The 23498-nt window shown below is 66.3% G+C and carries 17 protein-coding genes and 1 pseudogene; 12 read left to right on the top strand and 6 right to left on the bottom strand.

All coding sequences use genetic code 11. The features are described 5' to 3' along the window. Nucleotides 1–82 precede the first annotated feature (82 nt). Entirely contained in the window at nucleotides 83–1918 is a 1836-nt protein-coding gene (mutL, locus tag AC1PPK_RS11840; RefSeq protein ID WP_481118009.1) for a DNA mismatch repair endonuclease MutL, read from the top strand. Between the two features lie 30 nt (nucleotides 1919–1948). Here mutL and AC1PPK_RS11835 read toward each other — a convergent pair whose 3' ends face one another. The 3 genes from AC1PPK_RS11835 to AC1PPK_RS11825 form a co-directional block, all read right to left on the bottom strand. Next, nucleotides 1949–4087, bottom strand: a complete 2139-nt coding sequence (locus AC1PPK_RS11835) for a putative bifunctional diguanylate cyclase/phosphodiesterase (protein ID WP_481118008.1) — start codon at nucleotides 4085–4087, stop codon at nucleotides 1949–1951. 41 nt (nucleotides 4088–4128) lie between these two features. Next, nucleotides 4129–4902, bottom strand: a complete 774-nt coding sequence (locus AC1PPK_RS11830; RefSeq protein ID WP_481118007.1) for a hypothetical protein — start codon at nucleotides 4900–4902, stop codon at nucleotides 4129–4131. Nucleotides 4903–5180: 278 nt separating this feature from the next. After that, nucleotides 5181–5339, bottom strand: coding sequence for an IS4 family transposase (locus AC1PPK_RS11825; protein ID WP_481118006.1), 159 nt, complete (start codon nucleotides 5337–5339; stop codon nucleotides 5181–5183). A gap of 385 nt (nucleotides 5340–5724) precedes the next feature. Here AC1PPK_RS11825 and AC1PPK_RS11820 point away from each other — a divergent pair. Continuing rightward, nucleotides 5725–6100 (top strand): annotated as a pseudogene (locus AC1PPK_RS11820) (transposase); the annotation flags it as partial. Between the two features lie 153 nt (nucleotides 6101–6253). On the opposite strand, the gene AC1PPK_RS11815 reads toward AC1PPK_RS11820, so the two are convergent. Beyond that, nucleotides 6254–7153, bottom strand: a complete 900-nt coding sequence (locus AC1PPK_RS11815; protein ID WP_481118005.1) for a PEP-CTERM sorting domain-containing protein — start codon at nucleotides 7151–7153, stop codon at nucleotides 6254–6256. Between the two features lie 14 nt (nucleotides 7154–7167). After that, entirely contained in the window at nucleotides 7168–8412 is a 1245-nt protein-coding gene (locus tag AC1PPK_RS11810) for a nucleotide disphospho-sugar-binding domain-containing protein (protein ID WP_481118004.1), read from the bottom strand. 104 nt (nucleotides 8413–8516) lie between these two features. On the opposite strand from AC1PPK_RS11810, the gene AC1PPK_RS11805 reads away from it, so the two are divergent. The 10 genes from AC1PPK_RS11805 (at nucleotide 8517) to lysS (ending at nucleotide 21659) form a co-directional block, all read left to right on the top strand. Then, the gene (locus tag AC1PPK_RS11805; RefSeq protein WP_481118003.1) at nucleotides 8517–9245 is read left to right on the top strand and encodes a pseudouridine synthase; all 729 of its coding nucleotides are present in this window, start codon (nucleotides 8517–8519) and stop codon (nucleotides 9243–9245) included. A 2-nt stretch (nucleotides 9246–9247) separates the two neighbouring features. Further along, the gene (locus AC1PPK_RS11800) at nucleotides 9248–10591 is read left to right on the top strand and encodes a pseudouridine synthase (RefSeq protein WP_481118002.1); all 1344 of its coding nucleotides are present in this window, start codon (nucleotides 9248–9250) and stop codon (nucleotides 10589–10591) included. Nucleotides 10592–10747: 156 nt separating this feature from the next. Continuing rightward, nucleotides 10748–11398 (top strand): hypothetical protein, encoded by a 651-nt coding sequence (locus tag AC1PPK_RS11795; protein WP_481118001.1) that lies wholly within the window; start codon nucleotides 10748–10750, stop codon nucleotides 11396–11398. A gap of 85 nt (nucleotides 11399–11483) precedes the next feature. Further along, nucleotides 11484–12588, top strand: a protein-coding gene (gene prfB, locus AC1PPK_RS11790) for a peptide chain release factor 2 (protein WP_481118000.1) whose coding sequence is annotated in 2 segments (ribosomal slippage) — nucleotides 11484–11564 and nucleotides 11566–12588 — 1104 coding nt in all. Because the reading frame shifts where the segments join, the coding sequence is not laid out codon by codon here. Nucleotides 12589–12652: 64 nt separating this feature from the next. Continuing rightward, nucleotides 12653–13903 (top strand): hypothetical protein, encoded by a 1251-nt coding sequence (locus AC1PPK_RS11785; protein ID WP_481117999.1) that lies wholly within the window; start codon nucleotides 12653–12655, stop codon nucleotides 13901–13903. Nucleotides 13904–13910: 7 nt separating this feature from the next. Further along, nucleotides 13911–15269, top strand: a complete 1359-nt coding sequence (locus tag AC1PPK_RS11780) for a hypothetical protein (protein WP_481117998.1) — start codon at nucleotides 13911–13913, stop codon at nucleotides 15267–15269. Further along, complete coding sequence (locus tag AC1PPK_RS11775) at nucleotides 15269–15979, top strand: hypothetical protein (protein WP_481117997.1); 711 nt, start codon at nucleotides 15269–15271, stop codon at nucleotides 15977–15979. The genes AC1PPK_RS11780 and AC1PPK_RS11775 overlap by 1 nt, the downstream gene beginning before the upstream one ends. Then, a complete protein-coding gene (locus AC1PPK_RS11770; RefSeq protein WP_481117996.1) occupies nucleotides 15979–18780 on the top strand; it encodes an AAA family ATPase in 2802 nt (933 codons plus the stop codon). Before AC1PPK_RS11775 ends, AC1PPK_RS11770 begins: the two co-directional genes overlap by 1 nt. A gap of 163 nt (nucleotides 18781–18943) precedes the next feature. After that, complete coding sequence (locus tag AC1PPK_RS11765; RefSeq protein ID WP_481117995.1) at nucleotides 18944–20044, top strand: GGDEF domain-containing protein; 1101 nt, start codon at nucleotides 18944–18946, stop codon at nucleotides 20042–20044. 115 nt (nucleotides 20045–20159) lie between these two features. Then, the gene (lysS, locus tag AC1PPK_RS11760) at nucleotides 20160–21659 is read left to right on the top strand and encodes a lysine--tRNA ligase (protein WP_481117994.1); all 1500 of its coding nucleotides are present in this window, start codon (nucleotides 20160–20162) and stop codon (nucleotides 21657–21659) included. Nucleotides 21660–21775: 116 nt separating this feature from the next. Here lysS and AC1PPK_RS11755 read toward each other — a convergent pair whose 3' ends face one another. Continuing rightward, nucleotides 21776–23461, bottom strand: coding sequence for a flotillin family protein (locus AC1PPK_RS11755; RefSeq protein ID WP_481117993.1), 1686 nt, complete (start codon nucleotides 23459–23461; stop codon nucleotides 21776–21778). Nucleotides 23462–23498: the final 37 nt, after the last annotated feature.

Below are 23498 nucleotides of genomic sequence, written 5' to 3'. Positions count from 1 at the left end.
CTTTCACGGCGATCGATCCCCTCGTGGTCGTCAATGCCGCGCATTACAATGCATCCCCTCTTGTCGCAGCACGACCCGCAGCATGGCCATCCAGCTTCTCCCCGACCATCTCATCAATCAGATCGCCGCCGGCGAAGTCGTCGAACGGCCGGCCTCTGTGCTCAAGGAGGTACTGGAAAACGCCATGGACGCGGGCTCCACAGTGGTCGAGGTGCAGTTGGAACAAGGTGGCGTGCGGCGCATCCGCGTGGCCGACGACGGCTGCGGCATTCCCAAGGACGAGCTGCCGCTGGCCCTCGAACGTCACGCCACCAGCAAGATCGGTAGCCTCGACGACCTGGAACACGTGGGCACGATGGGCTTCCGCGGTGAGGCGCTGGCGGCCATCGCCGCGGTGTCGCGGATGAGCATCACCAGCCGCGCCGACGGAGCCCCCCACGCCTGGCGCATCGACGCCGATCCCCGTGAGCTGGCCCCCGCCGCCCTCAACCACGGCAGCGTGGTGGACGTGGCCGACCTGTATTTCAATACCCCCGCGCGCCGCAAGTTCCTGAAGAGCGAAGGCACCGAGTTCGCCCATTGCGACGACGTCTTCCGGCGCGTCGCGCTGGCCCGCCCGGACGTGGCGCTCCAGCTGTCCCACAACGGCCGCGTCAGCCACCGGCTGCCGTCCGGCACCAAGGAGGCCCGCGTACGGTCCCTGCTCGGTGACGACTTTCTCGCCGCCGCACGCCTCGTCGAAGCCGAATCGGGCCTGCTGCGCCTCAGCGGCTACGCCTCGCTGCCGGCCTATTCGCGCAGCAACCGGGACGCCCAGTTCTTCTACGTGAATGGCCGTTTCGTACGCGACAAGCTGGTCACCCACGCGATCCGCGAAGCCTACGCCGACATCCTCCACGGCAGCCGCCATCCGGCCTACGTGCTGTTCCTGGAACTGGACCCCTACGGCGTCGATGTGAATGTGCACCCGGCCAAGATCGAGGTGCGCTTCCGAGACTCCCGGGCCGTGCACCAGTTCGTCTATCACGCGCTGACGCGGACCTTGGCTGCCTCCGGCGCTGGCGGCGCGGCCGCCACGGGGGACGGCGCCCCCCAGCAGCCGGATTCGCCAGTCCAGAGCGGCGTCCGCTATCCCTCTCCCGGCATCCAGGCCCAGCCCTACCAGAGCCGCCTGGCGATGGAGCCTGCGTCACGGGCTTATTATGATTTCGCCGCCTCGGCCCGCCCGGACATCCCGCTGAGCCCCCGGCCGGACGAATCCCGCCCGTCGCCCGCCGCCTTCCAGCCAAGCGCGACCATCGAACGGGACAGTACGCCGCTGCCGGCCGGCGACCTTGCACCGCCCCTCGGCTACGCGCTGGCCCAACTGCATGGAGTGTACATCCTGGCCCAGAACGAAAGCGGCCTGATCCTGGTGGACATGCACGCCGCCCATGAGCGCATCCTCTACGAACGCCTGAAGACCCTGCTCGACGGCACGCCCGGCGTGCAGCGTTTGCTGATCCCGGCGGTGTTCGGGGTCGGCCCGAAGGACATGGCGAGTGCCGAGGAACATGCCGAATTGCTGACCCGCATGGGCTTCGAGATCGGCCCGGCCGGCCCGCAGGAACTGGCCGTGCGCAGCGTACCCGCGCTACTCGCCCGGGCGCCGGTCAGCGAGTTGGTCCGCGCGCTACTGGCAGAGCTTCGCGACTATCCGGCCAGCGAGGTCGTCACCGCCCGCCGCAACGAGCTACTGGCGACGATGGCCTGCCACGGCGCCGTGAGGGCCAACCGCAGCCTGACGATCCCGGAAATGAACGCGCTGCTGCGCGAGATGGAAGCCACCGAACGCGCAGACCAGTGCAACCACGGCCGCCCGACCTGGACGGCCTTGAGCATGGCCGAGCTGGACAAGCTGTTCCTGCGCGGGCGCTGAGCGCCCCCGGCCCGCTGCCGGCAGATCGGCTCAGGCCCTGCGTGTGGCCTCGCCAGCCCACGGCCACAGGGAGCCGCCATTCATGCGCTGCAGCTTGCCGAGCACCGACGGCACCGGCAGCGGCCGGTCGAAGCGGTAGCCCTGGAACTCGTCGCACCCCAGATCGCGCAGAAGCTGGTGCTGCAGGCCCGTCTCGACTCCCTCGGCAACGACGGTCAGGCCCAGGCTGTGACCGAGGCTGATGATCGCGCGGGAGAACTGCAGGTCTTCCGACTCCGGCTGCAGGCCATCGACGAAGGATTTGTCGATCTTGATCACGTCGATCGGCAGGCTCTTCAGGTAGGCCAAGCTGGAATAGCCGGTTCCGAAGTCATCCACCGCCACTGTCAGCCCGCGCGCCTTCAGCTCGGAAAGGGTGTTGATCATGCGCTGGGGGTCGGCCATCAACTGGGTTTCGGTGATCTCCAGTTCGATGCACTGGGGCGGCAGGGCATGACGTTCGAGGACGCTGAACAGGCGCGCCGCAAAGCCGCTGTCGCGGAACAACTGCACCGAGCAATTGATGGCCACCCGCGGGCAGGCCAGCCCCGCGCGCTGCCAGCCGTCCAGATGGGCGGCGACGCTGCGGATCACGAAGTCGGTGATCGGCACGATCAGGCCGGTCTCCTCGGCAATCCGGATGAAGCGCGCTGGCGACACGGGGCCGAATTCCGCGCTGTTCCAGCGCAGCAGGGCCTCCATCGCGCGCAGCTCGCCATCACGCCCGAGACGCGGCTGATAGACCAGGGACAGTTCGCTGCGCTCGATGGCGCTGCGCAGTGCCATCTCCAGCGCCAGGCGCTCGGTAGCATTGGCACCGATCTCCGGCGTGAAACGGTGCACCCGCGCCCGTCCGGCGGCCTTGGCCGCATACATCGCGGCGTCCGCCTGCTGCAGCAGCTGCGGCAAGTTGCGGGCGTCCTCCGGGTAATGAGCCACGCCGATGCTGGAGGTCACGGTGACCTCCTTCTCGCCAAGCATCACCGGCCGGGAGATCGCCTCCTGCACCCGCGCGAGCACGGCCTCCACGTTGCCGCTCTGGGCGTCGTCCTCGAGCATCAGCACGAACTCGTCGCCACCGTAGCGGGCCAGCACGTCGGTCGAACGCAAGCACTGGGACAAGCGGTAAGCCACCGTCAGCAGCAGCTTGTCGCCGAACAGGTGGCCCAGCGAATCGTTGATGACCTTGAAGTTGTCCAGGTCGATGAAGGCCACCAGCAGGTTGTCGCCACGCCGGTCGGCCCGCCGTGCAGCTTCCTCGAAGCGCTCGGCAAAGCTCAGACGGTTCAGCAGCCCGGTCAGCTGGTCGCGGGTGGCCTGGTAGCGCAGGCGATTCTCGGCTTCCCGCTGGGCGGTGATGTCGCGCACAGAACCTTCGTAGTACAGGAAGTTGCCATCCACATCGCGCACGCTGTGGGCGCTCTCGGAAATCCACACGATGCTGCCGTCGCGCCGGCGCACCGCGGAAACGAAGTCCCGCACGTCGCCGTCGGCCTGCATCTGGGCAATGAAGGCGGCCCTCCGCTCCGGGTCCACGTAGAGCTGCCGCCCTACGCTGCGCAGCTCGGCGATCAGCTGGGCCGGCGAGTCGTAACCGTATATCGCCGCCAGTGCCGGGTTGGCCGCCAGGTACACGCCGTCCTTGGAGGTCTGGAACAGCCCTTCGCTGCCCGAATCGAAGATGCTGCGGTAGCGCAGCTCGGCATCCGCAAGCTGCTGCTGGGCAGCGACCTCGTCGGTGATGTCCTTGATCTGCGCCTCGGTGTACAGCACCCCGTCGTCGCCGCAGCGCCCGGCGCCCTGCTCGCTGACCCAGCGCACGCTGCCGTTGCGATGGGTAATCCGGTAGTCCACCCGATAACGCCCCTCGGCCTGGGCCGCCTCCAGCACATGGGCCATCAGCGGTGTCTTGTCCTCGGCAACGATGAGTCGCTCGAACAGCCCGCCATCCCGCATCAGCGCCTCCGCCGGCCAACCGCACAGAGCCTCTGCGCCTTCACTGACGAAGGTCAGGCTGCGCTCGCCCTCCAGGCTGCTCAGCCGCGCCTGGATCACCATGCCCTCAAGCGCCGCCAGCACCCGCTCCGCCAGGGATCCATCCACGCCCCCTGTCGCTGGGACCAATGCCATTCGCGTCGTCACCTTGCCTGCCCTGGCTGTCGCCCATCCGTTCATGCGTTGCCCATCAATTCGTCACCAACCCGGTCGATCCACACGAACACCGTATCGATCGCCTCTGTCGCCAATCTGTAAAAGTCATCCACCGGGTAGTCGACCCGCTCGCGCAAGAATTCGGCCCGCACCACATGCACCAGCCGCTCGGCGGCCGTCCGTGCCACCAACGCCTCGATCGGCGGAGCCGTTTCCCGATAGCGCTGATTGGCCGCCACCAGCAAGGCCTCGGCCGACGAGCACTGGAAGAACAGGCGCGTGCGCTTGAAGGGCGAACAATGCCCGATCGCCGCAATCCCGCAGCACAAGCTGCGGATCCGCCCCAGCGCCTCGGTCAGCGCCGGCAGCTGACGGGAATACGCACTCACCAGCCGACCCCGCTCCCTATCCAGTCCCGCCCACTCGTCCGCCAGGCGCCCGGTACGTTCGAGCACGCGCTCCAGCAGACGGCAATGGCGCAGAAACAGCATTTCGTCGGAGCCCATGTTCCGGCTGGCGAGCATCTGCTGCCAAACCTCTGCCAGCGTCTCGACAAACGCTTGGTCACCACTTGCTTCGGAGGCACTCCCTTCCGGCGGACAGGCTTTCAGCGCCCTCTCGATGGCAAGGGAAACGGCGACCTGCACAGCGGGCACCTCCGCTTCAAGACGGGCACCACCGGCGCACAGAGCACGATGGCGCTGAACCGCACGCAGGATGGCCAACAGGGAAACCGTAAAGCGAAAATCGGCGCGAAACTGGCGGAAACCGGCCGGCGCAGCATGAACGACCATCCCCATCACTTGCCCCCCGACAGGCCGGCAAGACCGGGACGAAAAAGAACGGCGCCGGCGGATGGGCAGGTAGGAAATCGAGGCGAAATCACGGGATGTCTTCGAAGAAATTGCGGCGATTGTGCACTGCAATTACGGGGATGGCGAAGCAATCTTTAACGAATGTGACGACAAGAAGACAATGGGATTAATGTGAAACGAGCAGGAGAGGCATTAATACATTGCGTTCCACACATCTTTCCCTGCCTTCCCGGCCTCAATGAGGGGTGGCGCTTGAATCACCGTGCGGACCTTCTGCAGCCGATCCCGATACTCTTTACGCCGGGCCCGCCGTCGCCCTTGCGCCCAATGAAGCCGCCGGGCATCGCGATCACGCGCAGGACCTGATTGACCTTGGGTCTGGGCGGCGGGCGTTTGCCGTGCAGCGCGTAAGCCACGCGGATTTCGTCGGGCTCTGCGCGCCCACATCCACGCATCGATTACCCCAAAGGGTTCCCGGGCGAGCGTCACCGCGTAGATCGGATGCACGCACATCCCGCACTGGGCCTCATAACTCAAGGGCCCCAGCCCCTGGGTTGTCTTGCCCTCGAAATCAAGTTCCGTTGTGTCCTGAAGGCGCTGCACCACCAGATGCGACTGCATGAATTCACGCCAGCCGAGCGTCTCACGGCCCAGGAAGCGATATTCCACATACATTTTCGCCAAACCCCAACGCGCCTCCGGGATACTCGCCAAAGGCTGTTCCCCGAGCCGATCGGCCAGCAGCACAAGGCGCTTGTCCCCAGTTCTGCCCCGCCGAACTCCTCTTCTGCCCAGATCATCATCAGTCAGGCCCATGCCCTGCTGCGCGGCAAGGAGCACACCGTGTTCGGCGATGCGGGTTATCAAGGCGTGGAGAAACGCCCCGAGAACCAGGGCAAGACCGTTGAATAGCTGGTGGCGATGAAGTGCAGCGTGCGCAAGGCCCTGCCCGCCGATGCGTGGTCGGTTGCAGGAGCGCTTCGAGAAGCTCAAGGCGAGCATCCCAGCGAAGGTGGAGCATCCCTTCCATGTGATCAAGAACCTCTTCCGGCATCACAAGACCCGCTATCGCGGGCTGGCAAAGAACGAGGCGCAACTCTTCTCGCTATTTGGCTTCGCCAATCTGCTGCTCGCCAACAGGCGCATGCCGGCGATGCATGGCCGAGGTGCGTCCTGAGGGAGAAAATCCCGGAATGCATGCCCTCGAAAATCGAGCTTTATACCTGAAAGAGGCAGAAAAGGGATTTGTTCATCTCCCTAACGGCTTTATATGCCCCTGCGATGTTGAAAAGACTGGAGCGGCCGAGCCCATTGGCTCGGCCGTTAGCCGTCAGAAGGGCATCACGCGGCGACGACGCGCCCACAAGAGCGGAAGCCCGGCCGCCAGCAGTGCCAGACTTGTTGGCTCGGGCACCGCCGTTACCGTCGCCGCCACGACGTCGATCGTCCCAGGCGTCCCGCTAAAGACGCCCGGGTCCATCAGGCCGCTACGGGCCGCCCCGCCATAGAGGCTGAAAGTGTCAGCCAGATAATTGCCGTTAGAGGTGAAATCGGAACTTGCCGCATAACTCAACTCGTAGTCGAGTTCCAGCGTCTGCGCGGGAGCCAGCACGCCCAGATCAAGGACGACCGTGGTTGCATCCCAGGAGTACGAAAAGCCCACTCCCTCGAAAGTAGTGATCGGACTCGCATTCGCGCCGGCAAGGGTGGCACCAGTATGAGTAAGCGCCCCACTCTCATCGAGACTCGCATAGGTCGAGTACAACGTCCCCATACCCGCACCGCTTACCGTCACACCAAACGAGGCTTGTCCATTCCCCTGCACATTTCCCCCCATCACGACGGATAGGAAAGAGCCGTTGATCACAAAGGAATAGGTGTAATGCTGAGCAGTCGCCGAAGTATTCGTCAGCACCATATTCCAGTCGACCGTGGCGCTACCGCTTACCGGATTGTAGCCACGTGTGCTTGCGCCGGCCACAAACCCCGAATCATCGGCCTGGAGCCGTACCAGCGCTTCGTCCACAGAACGGTACAGTGCAAATCTGCCGTCGGACGACTGGATCGTGTCACCCTGCTGCTGCCACCCATTATCCAGCGAATAGGTCGCTTGGCCCGTTGTCACAAGCTCTCCGTAGGAAGGCGTGGCCCAGAAGACACCAACCCCCGCAAGCATCGTCAGCCACGGGCTCAAAACTCGATTCTTCTGCATCAACTTCATCTCCATCATCAGTCAAGATCAGTTCAGGACGGCACGATCAACCGCTCGCAGGCGGTCACAAATCGTTCCAGCGCGTCACGTTCGGAATACGTTGCATTGCGTGCGGCATAGGCACGCGCCTGCCGCGCAAATTCAGGTCCTTCGAGTACATGGGACAAGACCCTGTCGAACGCCGCGGAAGACTGCGTAGCGGTCACCCATGCCCCGCAACCTGCCTCGGCCACGCGTCGGGAGGTCATGACCTGTTCCATCTGGAGCGGCAGGAGTACCAAGGGTTTTCCCGCCCCAAGTATCAGATCGACCATGCCGGCTCCGCCGTGCCCGACTGCCAGATCGCACTCTTCCCGTACGCAGTCCATGCGCAACGCGTGCTGCGCAAACCTGAGATTCGGACGCGTAAATGACTGGATCTGGCGCGAAGACAGGCCGGGAGCGACGACGAGCGTCGCAGCATCAAGCCGGGCAAGTGCTGCCAACATGTCATCTAGGTTCGGCGAATGCGCTTTGAGGTAGGCGAAGATCCGACTGCGCCCCACAGATGGCCAAACCGGGGCGCAGCCCTTGTCCAGAATTCCGATCGGCCCAATGAACCGTTCGGGCATTCCCCGGCCGTATACATCGAGTTCCGGGGTTCCGGCGATCAGCGTCTCCTCTGCGGCAAACAGTTCACAGACATGTTCGATCGGCGGTGCGCCGAGCGCCATGAGCACCTCGTTCGCGTTACGCACGCAGCGCGCCTCCGTTTCAAGTTCCCGTGGCCCCGGCACCGCGACGCCGCTGCTTTGCTCATAGGGTGGCAGCGGACTGACCTGCGGCGGAACCGCAAAGCTGTTGCCCGTCACGAGGCTCGGGATGCCAAGCCCTCTTGCTGCCAGCATTGCGGTCGGGGCACTGTCGAAAACCAGCAGGTCGGGCGCGATCAGGCGGAACAGATTGCGCCAGGCCTGAACGACGGAGAGCAACCCTGCGGGACTCAGGAACCCAAACAGGAAAAGGGTCTCGGTAAAATTGAGGGCATCGGGTAGCCCCTTCCGCGGAGCCAGCCACATGGGTGCCTGAGTGAATTCGATTGCCGCACTGTCCCCTGCGCAACTTGCCCCCCCACCGCCGAGGCCGAAAGGCCCGAACATGTCGAGGACACGGGATGTATCGCGCAGAACCAAAACAGGCCGCAAGCCGCGCGCGCGCAAGCCCTCCGCCATGACCAGGGCGCGGGCCACATGCCCGAAATCACTTCCTAACTCCCACACGATGGCGACGGTTCTCATACGTCATATTATGACATCAATATTCACCCCCTCACAATGGTGCAGTTGCCATCGCCGCCGCCTGGCACGACAATGAAAAGTTATTTCGCCCTATCGCAACTCCCGTGAAACTCGAACGCATTCTCCAGAACCAGGGCTTTGGCAGCCGCCGCCAGTGCCGCCAGTGGGTGGAACTCGGCGAAGTCCGTATCAACGGCGAGGTCGTAGACGACCCCGGCGCCGAGATCGACACCGCTGGCCTCGTCTTCGAAGTCGAAGGCCAAAGCTGGACTTTCCGCGACAAGACCTACGTCGCCCTGTACAAACCGGCCGGCTACGAGTGCTCCCACGAACCCAAGCACCACCGCAGCGTGTACTCCCTGCTGCCGCAGCAACTGGTGGCCCGCAACGTGCAGAGCGTCGGGCGCCTAGACCAGGACACCACCGGGCTGCTGCTGTTCTCCGACGACGGCGCCTTCATCCACAATCTATCGTCGCCGAAGAAGCACGTGCCAAAGGTCTATCGGGCCGAACTGGCCGAAGCCGGCACGGATGCCCTCGTGCAGCGCCTGCTCGACGGCGTCGATCTGATCGACGAGCCCCAGCCGGTGCCGGCCCTGCATGCGCACCTGCTGGCCGAGAAGACGCTGGAAATGAGCATCGATCTGGGCAAGTACCACGTCGTCAAACGCATGATCGCCGCTGCCGGCAACCATGTAGAACAACTCCATCGCAGCGGCTTCGGTGGCCTCCACCTCGGAGCGGGGCCGCTGAGCGGCCTGACCGAAGGCCAGTGGGTCTATCTTGAAGAGGCCGACCTCCAGCAACTGCATTCCGCCGCCAGAAAGGCCTGATCATGACCGACACGCTCCGCCGCCGCGCCCCGCTGCCCACCCGCGATGGCACACTTAAACTGAAGCCGCGCACGGCCGGCGCCGCCGAAGCCGCCCCGCAGGCATCCGACAGCCCCAAGCCCAACAAGGACTGGCGCAAGCCGGTCGCCGGCAGCACCGGCCGCAACCGCGCCAAGGCCTCCTTCCCCGAACAGGCCAACGCGGAACCCGAACGCCGCAGCCCGCGCGTGCCCCGCGACGGGGATGCGCCGCGCCAGGGCGGCGAGCGCTTCCGCGACGAACGCCCGCGTAGCGATCGTCCCCGCGACGATCGCTCCCCCCGCCCGGCCGGCGACCGGCCTGCCCGTCCCTTCGGCGACAAGCCGGCACGCTCGTCCGCCGAACGTACGACCGGTGAACGTCCGCGGTGGGGCGAAGAGCGCCCGGCCCGGCCCTTTGGCGACCGCCCGCCGCGGCGTCGCGACGACAGCAGCAACGACGGCAGCGCACCGCAACCGGCCAGTCGCCCGCGTGGCGAGTTCGGCAAGGCCGCGGAGGCTCGTCCGCCGCGCCACGAGCGCAAGCAGTGGAGCGGCGAGCCGCGCCCGGCGCCCACCCCTTCCCCGTTGCGCGACGACGGCTCGATCCGCCTGTCCAAGCGGATGACCGAACTGGGCCTGTGCTCCCGCCGGGAAGCCGACGAATACATCGAGAAGGGCTGGGTTCGCGTAGACGGCCGCGTGGTCAGCGAGCTCGGCTCCCGCGTCAAGCCCGGCCAGAAGGTCGAACTCGACCGCCGTGGCCAGACCGCCCAGGACAGCCGCGTCACCATCCTCCTCAACAAGCCTGTCGGCTATGTGTCCGGCCAGGCCGAGGACGGCTACGAGCCGGCCAGCGTACTGATCACCGCCGAGAACCGCTGGGCCGAAGATCCGTCCGAAAACCGCTACCTGCGCACCCACCACCGCGGCCTCGCGCCTGCCGGGCGGCTCGACATCGACTCCATCGGCCTGCTGGTGTTCACCCAGGACGGGCGCATCGCCCGCGCACTGATCGGCGACGACTCGTCGATCGAGAAGGAATACCACGTGCGCGTCGAGGGCAAGCTCGCCGAAGACGGCCTCAAGCTGCTCAACCACGGCCTGTCCCTCGACGGCGAAGCGCTGCGCCCGGCCAAGGTCAACTGGCTCAACGAAGACCAGTTGCGCTTCGTACTGCGCGAAGGCAAAAAACGCCAGATCCGCCGCATGTGCGAGTTGGTCGGCCTGAAGGTCGTCGGCCTCAAGCGCGTACGCATCGGCCGCGTGATGCTCGGCAACCTGCCACCTGGCCACTGGCGCTACCTCGGGCAGGACGAGCTGTTCTGAGGCCACCGCAGGCACGCGCATGACATACCGTGCCTGCGGGGCTCCGGAGCCGGGTTAGAATCATCCGCCACGGCTGCCCCACAAGGAGGCTCCACCACCCACCGCGGGTGGTGGGTGCCGCATACCGCGCAGCCCCCACCCGCGACGTGACCGACGATGCTTCTGTCCTTGCTGTACCGCGTAGCTTTCCTGCTTCTGGCTGGCCTGGCCTGTAGCCCAGCGTGGGCGGAACTCGACGAGACATATGGGGGGCTGCTGACCCCCGAGAGCTTCGAGGCCTCCATACCGATCACGATTCAGCTGAAGGAACAGGGCGGGCGGCTCACGGGCACAGTCTCCGCTGGCTCCCCCTTCAATACATCAGCCCCCATCGTGGCCGGCGAAAACCGGTATGGGCAATGCACCCTGCGACTCATCCTGCCCCCTTCCGTCACGCTACGGATGTCCGGCGGCTGTCAAGCGAGCATGTTCGAGGGGCGTTACACGATTTCCTCCGCCAAAGACAACAACAGATCCAAAGGCACCTTTCGCCTGATGCGCAAGGACGTCAGAGACAGCGACGAGGACAAGAACGCCCGCTCCCCCTTTACGCCACCAGCCGGCAGCGTCACCGACTGCATCAAGGCCAACACCCGCTGCCTGCTCGCCTGCCCGCAGGGCGATTACAACACCGAGTTCCTGTGCTCCAACCGCTGCCGCCACAAGTATCAGGCCTGCAAGGCAAAGTTCTCGGCGACGCCCTCTCCACGCAGCTTCGGCAACATCACCTCGCCCGACGCCGGCATGCTCCCCGCACCATCGCGTTGAGCACCCCACACAGGCAGCCAAGCTGCAGCGCCCCCTGCGTGAAGGTATAATGCCCGGTTTTCCCGCACCAGCCAGGGCCCCGATCATGGAAGCAGAACGTCTCAACGCCATCTCCAACAAGCTCGCCGACCTGAAGGCCCGGGAGCTCGAACTTCGGAGGTATCTTTGACTACGACTCCAAGGCTGAGAAGCTGATCGAGGTCAGCAAGCAACTCGAAGATCCGGACATCTGGAACGACGCCAAGCACGCCCAGGAACTCGGCAAGGAAAAGAAGACTCTCGAAGGCGTCGTTCTGACGCTGCAGGAAATCGAGCAAGGCATCGCCGACGGCAAAGACCTGTTCGAGCTCGCCTCGATGGAAGAGGACGAGGACACCATGCAGGCCGTCGAGGCCGACGTAGCCAGCGTCGAAGCCCGGGTCGGCGAACTCGAATTCCGCCGCATGTTCAGCAATCCGATGGACGGCAACGCCTGCTTCATCGAAATCCAGGCCGGCGCCGGTGGCACCGAGGCCCAGGACTGGGCAGGCATGCTCGAACGCATGTACCTGCGCTACGCCGAGCGCAAGGGCTTCCAGGTCGAACTGCTGGAAGAATCCGAAGGCGAAGTGGCCGGCATCAAGAGCTGCACGATCAAGGTCGGCGGCGAATACGCCTACGGCTTCCTGCGCACGGAAACCGGCATCCACCGCCTGGTCCGCAAGAGCCCCTTCGACTCCAACGCGCGCCGCCACACCAGCTTCACGTCGGTGTTCGTTTTCCCCGAGGTGGACGACTCCATCGAGATCGACATCAATCCGGCTGACGTGCGCACCGACACCTACCGCGCCTCCGGCGCCGGCGGTCAGCACATCAACAAGACCGACTCCGCGGTGCGTCTGACCCACATCCCGACGGGCATCGTCGTGCAGTGTCAGAACGACCGTTCCCAGCACCGCAACAAGGACGAAGCCTGGTCGATGCTACGTGCGCGCCTCTACGAGGCCGAGCTGCGCAAGCGCCAGAGCGAGCAGCAGAAGCTCGAGGACGCCAAGAGCGACATCGGCTGGGGCCACCAGATCCGCTCCTACGTGCTCGATCAGAGCCGCATCAAGGATCTGCGCACCAACTATGAAGTCGGCAACACCCAGGCCGTGCTGGACGGCGACCTGGACGGCTTCATCCAGGCCAGCCTGAAGCAAGGCGTGTAACGCGCCGCGGGGGCCTGCTGACCGGCCCCCGCGCTCTTATTCCTCTCCTGATCGAACCGCTACCATGCTGCGAATCCTTGTCTGGCTGAGCGGCACCATCGTGCTGCTGGCGGTGGCTGCTGTCGTTCTTGCATTCCAGGTGGTGGAAGACAAGCCGCTGGTCACCACCGGCAGCGCCCCCGCACCCGCAGCACTGATGCGTGCCAAGGCGATCCTCCGCAAGAACGATCCACGCCGACTGACCCGCGACGAGCGGCGCGAGATCAAAATTGCCGCGCCGGACCTGGAAGCGCTGGTCGCCCTCGCCGCCCGCCGCGGCCTCCAGGCCGACACCCGCGTCGAGTTGCACCAGGGGGGCGCCGAGATCAGCTACTCCGCCCAGTTGCCACGCAACCCGCTCGGCCGTTACCTCAACGTCAGCACCCAGCTCGGCGCCGGCACCGACGGTCTCAAGTTCGAACAGGTGCGCGTCGGCCGCGTGCCCGTGCCCCCGGCCCTGTTCCAGGCTGCGCTCGAGCACTACCTCAAACGCACCCAGTACGCGTCCGATCTCAGCTTGCTGGCGCGCAGCATCGACCGGGTCTCCGTCACACCGGATGGCGTTCGCGTCGCCTACACCTGGCAGCCCGAACTGCTCGACTCAGCCCGCGCGCTGGCCATCGATCCTGCCCGACGCGACGGCCTGGCCGACGCCCAGCGGCGCCTGGTGGCACGCATCGACAGCCTCGGCACGCGGCCGAGCGCGCCGCTGGCCGCGGTGCTCGGCCCACTGCTGCAGGAAGCCGGCGAACGCACCCGCTCCGGCGAGCGCAGCAGTGCTTACCGGGACATCCTGCTGGTCACCGCCGCCCAGTTGTCCGGCCACGACATCGCCCTGCTGATTCCCGAGGCCCGCCAGTGGCCGCGCCCCCGCCCGGTGACGCTGACGCTGCGCGGCCGTGAGGACCTCGCCCAGCATTTCACCGTCTCCGCCGCGCTCGCCGCGTGGGCTGGCGAACCGCTGGCCAACGCCATCGGGCTCGACAAGGAAGTCAGCGACTCCCGCGGCGGCAGCGGCTTCTCCTTCGTCGACCTGGCCGCCGACCGGGCCGGCACGCGCCTCGGCGAACTCGCTGCTCGCGACCCCGAGCGTCTCGCCGCGGCGGTCTCCGCCGGCCTGCGCGATGCGTCCCTGCTGCCACCGATCGACGGCCTGCCCGAATCCATGATGGCGGACGAGTTCCAGCGCCGCTTCGGCGGCGTCGATGCGCCGGCCTATAAACGGATGGCCGACGAAGTCGAACGCCGCGTCGCCGCCCTCGCCCTGTTCCACTAAGCCCCGCATGAACGAAGTCCGCCTGGAAGAACTGCTGGCCCCCGGCGTCGCCGCCGACGACGTCCCCGAACTCGCCCCGCTAATCCAAGCCCGCCCGCTGCTGTCCGCCTTCAGCACGCTGTTCCACGGTAGCGAGGCCGAAGTGCTGATGCGCCTGCTGGTGCTGCGCGAGATCGGCAAGGAAACCGACGCCCCGCGCTGGGAGCCGGAACAACTCCGCCAGCGCTTCTCCTTCCTCGACCACGTCAAGCTCGAAACGGTATTGCGCCGCCTTCGCGGCAACGGCCTCCTGGAGATCGGCGACGACAGCCTGTATGCCCTGTCCGACCTCGGCCGCAACGCCGTGGCGGCGATCGGCATGCTGGTCAGCTTCAGTGCCGAAGACGATCTGGAGCTGGGCTTCCTCACTGCCCAGCTGGCCGGCCTGCAGGCCGTGGGCAGCGTCACGCCGGAAGCCCTCGGCCACCTGCTCGGCAAACTCAACGACCTAGCCTGGCATTTCGAGGAGGCCATCGCATCCGGCTCCGAGTTCCGCATCGCCGATGCCCGCCGCCGCCTGTCCGCCAACACCCGCTGGATCGAGAAGGGCACCGAAGTCCTGCACGAACTGCTGGCCGACCCCGAGGTGTCCTTCGATCTGGCCCGCATCGCCCAGCGCATCGGCCTCGCCCAGTCGCGCCTGGCCCGCGTGGATGCGGCCTTCCAGCGGGCGGTGAACAAGATCGAGGCCCAGCGCGTGACCCTCGGCGGCTCCGGCATCTCGTCCAGCGACGTGGCCGCCTGGCTGCGCAGCCTGGACGCCCGCAAACTGGCCGGCCTAGCCGGCGGCTGCCTCGCCCCGGCACCCGAACTGACCTTGCTGGCTGGCGGCCACGAACTGCTCGACCGCGCCGAGCTGGCGCTGTCGGAAGAGGCCCGCCAGATGGAAGCCGACATCGCACTGCCGACGGCCGAGGAGGCACCGAGCCGCAACCAGCCGGAACAGGAAGACCTGCGCCTGCTGCAGCACTTCAGCCAGCGCCTGGCGCGTCTCGCCGAGCCCGACCAGGCGCCAGCCAGCCTGGCCAAGGTGGTCACTGGCGGCGGTTTCCCGGCCGCCTCCTACCGCTTGTCCCTGCTGGCCCTGCTCGCCGACGGCGGCGGCGAAGGCGGCGCAACGCCGGCCGACGGCCCGATCGGCGAGTTCATGCGCCTGCCCCTCGAAGTGCGCTTCGATGCCACCACCGTAAAGGTTGGCGAAGACGAGATCGCCGCCATGTCCGCCGGCCTGGTCGGCGCCCACGGCAGCCTGCCGGCCCCCGAAGTGGTGCCCGTCCTCGACGCTGCCCCCCCCGAATCCTCCGAATCCCTTTCCGACCAAGCCTGATGGAACAACAGATCCGGACCCTCACCGCCCGCCTGCTGGCCAGCCGCAGCCTCCCGCGCACCGATCCGCTGGTGCGCCGCGCGCTGGTGGACGAGACCTTCCGCGTGGAACTCGACGCCCGTCTCGCCGCCGTCGGCCTGCAGCTCATCGATAACCCCTACGCCGAGCACGTCGCCACCGCCCTCACCGAGGACATGCACGAGCCGGTGTTCGGCGCCACCCGCGAGTACGCCGCCAGCAACATCGGTCTGACCCGCGACCAGCTGGCGCTGCTGGTGGTCATCTGGGCGCTGATCATCCTGCCAAAACGCGAACGCCAGGTGAATCGCCAGAAGCTCGGCGACGACGGCCAGGGCGACATGTTCAGCAAGGATGCGCCGGTGGAGCGTGGCGACGCCGTCTCCAGCCCCATCGTCGAAGCCTCCCTGCTGGCCGACTTTGCCAACACCCTGGGCCACAAGACCTACGTGCAGGGCAAGCTGCTGTCCCGCCTGGCCCAGCTCGGCTTCATCGAACGCAAGGCCGGCATGATCCACGAAGGTCCGCTACTCGACGTGCTGCTCGACTACCGCACCCTCGCCGACCGCATCGTGCACGGCACCCTCGGCGAGGTGCTCGCCCAGGCCGGGCACCCGCTGCCCAGCCTCGAGGCCTTTGCGGACGATGACGTCGCCCATGTCGAAGAAACCGACGCGGAGGACGACTACTAATGTTCCACATCAAGCAACTCGAACTGGTCCACTGGGACTACTGGCGCCGCTTCAGCCTGCCGCTGGACGCCCAGATCATCACCATCGTCGGCCCCAACGGCTCCGGCAAGACCACCCTGCTCGACGCCCTGCGCACCCTGTTCGGCCTGCGCTGCTCCGGCAAGCGCGACTTCCGCCGCTACGTGCGCCGCGCCAACCGCAGCTTCGCGTGGATCCGCGCGGTGGTCGCCAACAAGCCCGGCAGCACCGGCAAGCGCCCCTTCTTCCCATGCCTGAAGGACGAGGTCACCCTGGCCTGCCGTATCCGCCGCGCCGGCGGCGACTGGACCCGCGACTATGCCATCGCCGACGGCGACGTGCCCATCGAGGCACTGGAAGCCAACGAGAACAAGGCCATCGAATGGGTCGGCTACCGGGACTACCAGAGCCGCCTGGCCTGGGGCGGCCTGACGCCGGCCATCGCCAAGGTGCTGGCGCTGGAGCAGGGCGACACCGACAAGCTGTGCGAATACTCGCCGAAGGCGCTGCTCGAACTGGTCTTCGACGTGTTCGGCGACAAGGAGGTCCTCGACAACTACGCCGCCGCCCGCGAGGAGCAGAGCAACGCCGAGAAGGAGCTCGAAGCCCTCGGCCTCGACCTCGACCGCCTGCGCGCCCAGGCAGAAGCCAAGCGCCTGGAAGCCGACCGCTTCCTTGAATGGAAGCAGCTCAACGACGAAGCCGGCGCCCTCTCCACTGAGATCGTGCCACGCCTGGAAGCCGCCGAGCTGATGCGCGACATCGAGCAGGCCCGCGCCGACATCGCCCGCGGCCGCCTCGACTTCCAGAAAGGCGACGAGGAGCTGGCCGGCCACAAGGCCCGCACCGCCGAGGTGGAAGCCGAGAAGGCCGCCGCCGAAACGGAACGCAAGGCCGCCCGCAGCCGCGAGCTGGAAGCCGAGAAGGCCCACCTCACCGCCCACGACGAAGTCCGCGACTTCGACAAGCTGCTCGCCGAGCGCTCGGCCCTGCGCGCCCGCCTGGCCCGCGAAGCCGGCGACGGCGCGGTGGACCTGGAGGCCGCCTACGCCAAGGCCGATGCCCGCCTGCTCACGTTGCAGCGCCAGGAGCGGGCCGCCATCGCCGCCTTCGAGGAAAAGACCACCCAGCTGCGTGCCACCCGCGAGCATCGCGGCCCGCCGCCCGACGGCGAGGTCAGCCGCTTCCGCAAGCGCCTCGGCGACGCCGGCATCGCCCACCGGGCCCTGTCCGAAATCATCGAGGTCACCGACCCGGACTGGCAGGGCGCCGTCGAAGCCGTACTGCGCCCTTACCGCAACGTGATCCTGCTCGAACGGGAACAGGACCGCCACGCCGCCTGGGCGCTGGGCGAGCAGGAACGCTTCCGCCACTTCATCGTGCCGGAGCTGGAGACCGCGCCGCCGGCCGTCGATGGCTCGCTGGCCGAAGTGATCCGCTTCGCCGACGACGTGCCGCGCTGGCTGGCCGACCTGCTCAACCGCATCCAGCGCGTCGAGGACGCCGACTCCGCCCGCCACCTGCCCAAGGAGACCGAGTGGATCACCCGCGACGGCTACCACCGGGAACGCCGCGGCGCCCGCCACCTGGGCAAACCGACCGAATTCCATTTCGGTGAGCTGGCCCGCAGCGCCCGCCTAAAGCAGCTCGACGCCGACATGCACAGCATCGACGCCCGCCTGCGAGAGCTGCGCCCCGAACTGGATGCCGCCAAGGAAGAAGCCGACGCCCTGCGCGCCCGCCTGCACGGCATCGAAGCCGCCCAGCTGCTGGCCGCCCGCGCAGAAGCCTTTGAGCGGGCCGAAGCTGCACTGCCCGGTGCCAGGGCACGCCTCACCGCAGCCATCGCCGCCCGCGCCGAAGCCAAGGGCGACGTGGACAAGATCGACCAGCGCCTGCGCGGCATCGACATCGAGCTCGACCGCCGCAAGCGCGAGATCTCCGCCCTTGCCCGCAAGGCCCAGGAGCTCGCCGAGACTGCAGCCCCCCGCCGCCGCGAACAGGCCCGCCGCATCCAGCGCCTGCGCCAGCTGCGCCGTGGCATGCCGGCCGACTGGCGCGAGCCGCAGCAAACCGCGCTGCTGGTAGACAAGTACGGCGATGCCCGCGGCGCACGCGCCGACCTCGAACGCCTGCGCCAGCGCCTCAACGACGGCGACTGGATCACCGACGACACGGTGTTGACCCTGGCCGGCCGCCTGAAGACCGATCTGCAGCAGCGCGAACGGGACTACGCCGAGCGGGAAGCCTATTTCGCGACGACCCGCCGCCTCACCTCCGATGCCCGCGCCGCCTACATCGCCAAGCTGCGCATTACGGTCCGCCAGTACGGCAAGAACCTGCGCGCCCTCGGCGACCTCGCCAACGTGGACGTGGACTGCCCGGTACCGATGCTCGAGAACGACGACCGGGCGCTGGCCTCCGCCGGCCTCGAGGTGCGTTTCGACTTCGACCGCAAGGGCGCCGTCGGCCTCAACGACGGCGAGGCCTCCGGCGGCCAGCAGGTCATGAAATCACTGATCCTGTTGATCGCCCTGTTGATGGACGAAGCCCGCCCCGGCGGCTTCGTGTTCATCGACGAACCCTTCGCCCACCTGGACATCGCCAACATCGACCGCGTCGGTACCTTCCTGCGCGCCACCCGCGCCCAATACCTGATCACCACACCGGTCACCCACAACGCCAACGTTTTTGCGCCGGCCCAGCTCACGCTGGTCACCCGCAAGAAGAAGCCTGGCGACGACTGGGCACCGCCGATCGGCTTGATCCAACGAAACGTCTGAGCGGGGCGGCGGAGCAATCCGCCGCCTCATAATGACAAAAACATGCTACAAAGAAAAAAAACGTGCGATAAGCACTGCACCACCCGCTCACCGCCTGTTTTGGGCTTCAGAATTCACCGCGACGGACGTTAATCGGCCCTCAAGACCCAGACCCGACCCATTCATGCGCCAGCCCCCGGCGGCTCTGCCCGATCCCTCCCGCACTCTCGCGCTGCTTGCCGGCGCCGAAGCCCTTTCGCGCATCCGGGACCTGCGCGAGATCTACCGCCACACTGCCGAGACAGCCATGCGCTTTCTCGAAGGCAGCTACGGCCTGCTCTTCGCCGTGCGCTTCACGCCGCCGGAGCTCACCGTAGGGCTGCTCGGCTACTGCGTCGCCGACAGCACCGCCACCTACTGGGACGACGTCTGCGACGGCCAGTCCTGGCTGCCGGTAGATCCGCTGCTGTCCAGCTGCCTGCATGCCGATTTCGGCCACGCTGCGGTTCGCGAAGGCGACACCTGGCGCCTGGCCTTTGCCGTCGGCGCCCTCGGCCAGGCCCGCTGGGTGCTGGAGATCCATAGCCCCAAGGAACCCACCGAGGCCGACTGCGCCGCCCTCGGCCTGTTCCTGCGCTGCTTCGACAACCAGCACCACGGCTGGGAATACGCCAACCTCGACACCCTCACGCGACTCCTCAACCGGCGTACCTTCGACGACGATTTCGAACGCCTTATCGCCGCCGCCGAGCAGGCTGAACAAGCCCGCCTCGATGCCAGTGATCGCCGCGAGTACGGCCTCACCGTCAGCCAGCCATGCTGGCTCGCCGTGGCCGACATCGACCACTTCAAGAGCATCAACGACAACTACGGCCACCTGTTCGGCGACGAAGTGCTGCTGCGCATTGCAGACCTGATGCGCCAGAGCTTCCGCAACCACGACAAGCTGTTCCGCTTCGGCGGCGAGGAGTTCGTGGTGATGCTGCGCAATGTCACCGAAGACAACGTGCAGGGCATCTTCGACCGCTTTCGCGAAGCCGTCGCCCAGCACGAGTTCCCGCGTGTCGGGCGCGTGGCCTGCTCAGTGGGCTTCGCGCGCATCGATCCACGCCTGTCGCCGGCCGAACTCCTCGGCCGCGCCGACGAAGCCCTTTACTACTCAAAAGAACACGGCCGCAACCAGGTCAATGGCTACGACGAGCTGGTGATGAGCGGCAAACTGCGCCTCACCATCCCGGCCGGTCAGGCCGAGATCCAGTCCGACATCGACGAGATCTTCCTGTAATCCCCCCCATCTTGAGCCCAGCCGCGACGGGCGGGCCAGAATATGTCAAAATTCAGGGCTTTGCGGCATTCCGCGCATCTCGCCGCGCCCATTTCGTTGATTTGAAGAGCCCATCATGTCCGACCAGACCTCCTCGCCCGCCCAGGATGAAAACCACCTGATCGCCGAGCGCCGGCAAAAACTCGCCGAATGGCGTGCCACCGGCAAGGCGTATCCGAACGACTTCTCCCGGGAAAACACCGCCGGCAAGCTCGACGAGGTCTATGGCGAGAAATCCGCCGAAGAACTCGAAGCCATCCCGGTCGAGGTCAAGGTCGCCGGCCGCATCATGCTCAAGCGCGTGATGGGCAAGGCCAGCTTCATCACCATTCAGGACCTGTCCGGGCGCATCCAGCTCTACGTCACCCGCGACGGCATCGGCGCAGAGGAATACACCGAGTTCAAGCACTGGGATATCGGCGACATCGTCGGCACCGTCGGCGTGCTCTTCCGCACCAAGACCGGCGAGCTGTCCATCAAGTCGTCCGAGCTGCGCCTGCTGACCAAGAGCCTGCGCCCGCTGCCCGACAAGTTCCACGGCCTGGCCGACGTGGAAACCAAGTACCGCCAGCGCTACGTGGACCTCATCATGAATGAGGAATCCCGCCACACCTTCGTAGCCCGCAGCCGCCTGATCCAGTCGATCCGCAACTACATGACCGGCCACGGCTTCCTCGAAGTCGAGACGCCGATGATGCACCCCATCCCCGGCGGCGCCGCGGCCAAGCCCTTCGTCACCCACCACAACGCCCTCGACATGCAGCAGTTCCTGCGCATCGCGCCGGAGCTCTACCTCAAGCGCCTGGTGGTCGGTGGCTTCGAGAAGGTCTTCGAGGTCAACCGCAACTTCCGCAACGAAGGCCTGTCGCCGCGCCACAACCCCGAATTCACGATGATGGAGTTCTACGAGGCCTACGCGGACTACCGCAGCCTCATGGACTTCACCGAAGGCCTTCTGCGCCACGCCGCCCGCGAGGCCCTGGGCACCGAGGTGTTCACCTATCAGGGCCGCGAGCTGGACCTGTCCAAGCCCTTCCATCGCCTGACCATCGTCGAGGCGATCCGCAAGCACCACCCCGGCTTCACCGACGCCCAACTGGGCGACGCCGAGTGGCTCAAGCAGAAAATCAAGGACTTCGGCGAGAAGGTCAAGCCGGGCGGCCTCGGCAGCCTGCAACTGCAACTCTTCGAAGCCTGCGCCGAAGCCGAGACCTGGGAGCCGACCTTCATCATCGACTACCCGGTCGAAGTCAGCCCCCTGGCCCGCGCCTCAGACAGCAACCCGGACATCACCGAGCGCTTCGAGCTGTTCATCGTCGGCCGCGAGATCGCCAATGGCTTCTCCGAGCTTAACGACCCCGAAGACCAGGCCGCCCGCTTCCAGGCCCAGGCCAAGGCCAAGGACGCCGGCGACGAGGAAGCCATGTACTACGACGCCGACTACATCCGCGCACTGGAGTACGGCCTGCCCCCGACCGGCGGCTGCGGCATCGGCATCGACCGCCTGATCATGCTGCTGACCGACAGCCCGGCAATCCGCGACGTGATCCTGTTCCCGCAGATGCGTCCGGAATAAGCCCTCGCGGCCTCCCGGCTCCATTGCAATGCCCGGTCACTCGAACCGGGCATTTTTCCGTCCACTCCCCGGCGCACCGCATTGGCATGAAAGTGCGGACGCATCACGCCGAAGGCTCAGGCCTGTACTTCAGGTGCCTTCAGTAGGGACGACAAGGCGGTGGCCACGCCGGTGATGCCTTCGTTAGAGAGACCCGCGTCCTTCATCACCGCGTCGACAATGGGTTTGGCGATCTGATACTGGAGCGCCGAATTCATCACTTGCTCGGGGAAGGTTGCGCCACCCGGGGCTGATGCGGCGCCGTTGGCACCTGTGCCCGTCGCGCCGGGCATGCCAGCAACCTGGAAGATGCGGATCGAGTCGATCTTCTCCATCGGGCGCACAGCCTGTTCGAGTATCTGCGGGAGCTGCTGCAACAGCAGGGTACGAACCTGCAGGTCTACCTGCGCCGCCGACAGCGTGTTGAGCGCCTCGTTGATCGCCCGCTTGCCTTCCGCTTCTGCCAGCGAGGCGGCTTGCCGGGCGCGGGCCTCGATCGTGATCGCCTCAGCCCGGTCCATGGCGGCCTCCTTCTCGGCCGATGCCGATACCTTCACCGCAATAGCGCTCTGTTCCGCTTCCTTCGACGCCTCGATCAGTTGGATGTCCTTGTCCCGTTCAGCAACGGCGACCTGACGGGCGGTGGTCACTGCTTCCTCGGCCTTGACGGCCTCTGCCCGCGCGCAGTTGGCCGCCGCGTCGGCGTCGGATTGCTCGCGGGACTTGTTGGCGATCGCAATCTGCGTATCCTGGCGGGCGATCTCGACCTGTTTGCGTTGTTCGGCGCGCTGCATCTCGGTCTGGCGCTCGAGTTCGATCTCGCGGGTCTGGATCACGAGGTTCTTCTCGATCTCCGCCGCCTTGATCTCGCGTTCGGCTTCGATGCGCTTCTGGCTGACCTGGCGCTCCGCCTCGATCTTGGCCGCTTCGGCCTCGCGGCTGCGTTCGGCTTGCTGGGAGGCGATCAGCGCCACCTGCTCGGCACGGCTCACCTCGATCTCGCGCTGCTGGGCGAGCGTGGCGAATTCCTGGTCCTTCTCGATGGTGAGCTTCTGGCGGGTCGCGTCCAGGTTCTTGGTGCGAACCTGCACCTCGGTGTCCTGCTCGACGTCGTTGCGCTGCTTGCGCCGAGCTTCCGTCTGCTCGGTCAGACGGGTGAGGCCTTCGGCATCGAAGGCGTTGTTCGGATTGAAGAACTGTTTGTCTGTCTGGTCCAGACTGGTCAGCGAAACCGACTCAAGCTCCAGCCCGTTCTTTTCCAGGTCTTCGGCGACCGCGTTCTGGACGGCCTGAACGAAATCGCGCCGCTTGTCCTGCAGTTCCTGGATGGTCATGGTTGCCGCGGTCGCACGCAGGGAATCCACGAACTTATCCTCGACCAAGGCCTTCAATTCGTCCGGGCTCATGGTCCGCGCGCCGAGGGTCTGGGCCGCAATGCTGACGGCCTCCTCCGTCTGCTTGACCCGCACGAAGAAAGCCGCGGTGACGTCCACCCGCATCCGGTCGCGGGTGATCAGGCTTTCACGCTCTCGCCGCACGACCTCGAGCTTGAGGGTGTTCATGTTGACCAGGACCCGCTCATGGAAGACCGGCAGCACGATCGCCCCGCCGTCCATGATGACGCGCTGGCCGCCGAGGCCGGTGCGGACAAAGGCGGTCTCCTTCGTAGAGCGCTTGTACAGCCGGGCAAAGACAATGCCGACCGCGAGTAACGAGATAAGCAGGATGGCTGCGAGGATCAGCAGTTCGAACAGGTTGCTCATGAATGGGTTTTCCTTGTATTTGCTTCGGGAGCGCCGC

The organism is Zoogloea sp. JDB1 (assembly GCF_056724025.1).
The sequence above is the reverse complement of the archived record's forward strand: the minus strand, read 5'-3'. Positions and strand labels throughout refer to the sequence as shown.

Coding starts and splice junctions, on each gene's coding strand:
- AC1PPK_RS11800 (WP_481118002.1), top strand. CDS start 9,248: ATGACCGACACGCTCCGCCGCCGCGCCCCGCTGCCCACCCGCGATGGC.
- AC1PPK_RS11815 (WP_481118005.1), bottom strand. CDS start 7,153: ATGATGGAGATGAAGTTGATGCAGAAGAATCGAGTTTTGAGCCCGTGG.
- AC1PPK_RS11795 (WP_481118001.1), top strand. CDS start 10,748: ATGCTTCTGTCCTTGCTGTACCGCGTAGCTTTCCTGCTTCTGGCTGGC.
- AC1PPK_RS11835 (WP_481118008.1), bottom strand. CDS start 4,087: ATGGCATTGGTCCCAGCGACAGGGGGCGTGGATGGATCCCTGGCGGAG.
- AC1PPK_RS11785 (WP_481117999.1), top strand. CDS start 12,653: ATGCTGCGAATCCTTGTCTGGCTGAGCGGCACCATCGTGCTGCTGGCG.
- mutL (WP_481118009.1), top strand. CDS start 83: ATGGCCATCCAGCTTCTCCCCGACCATCTCATCAATCAGATCGCCGCC.
- AC1PPK_RS11765 (WP_481117995.1), top strand. CDS start 18,944: ATGCGCCAGCCCCCGGCGGCTCTGCCCGATCCCTCCCGCACTCTCGCG.
- AC1PPK_RS11770 (WP_481117996.1), top strand. CDS start 15,979: ATGTTCCACATCAAGCAACTCGAACTGGTCCACTGGGACTACTGGCGC.
- AC1PPK_RS11755 (WP_481117993.1), bottom strand. CDS start 23,461: ATGAGCAACCTGTTCGAACTGCTGATCCTCGCAGCCATCCTGCTTATC.
- AC1PPK_RS11830 (WP_481118007.1), bottom strand. CDS start 4,902: ATGGTCGTTCATGCTGCGCCGGCCGGTTTCCGCCAGTTTCGCGCCGAT.
- AC1PPK_RS11810 (WP_481118004.1), bottom strand. CDS start 8,412: ATGAGAACCGTCGCCATCGTGTGGGAGTTAGGAAGTGATTTCGGGCAT.
- AC1PPK_RS11780 (WP_481117998.1), top strand. CDS start 13,911: ATGAACGAAGTCCGCCTGGAAGAACTGCTGGCCCCCGGCGTCGCCGCC.
- lysS (WP_481117994.1), top strand. CDS start 20,160: ATGTCCGACCAGACCTCCTCGCCCGCCCAGGATGAAAACCACCTGATC.
- AC1PPK_RS11775 (WP_481117997.1), top strand. CDS start 15,269: ATGGAACAACAGATCCGGACCCTCACCGCCCGCCTGCTGGCCAGCCGC.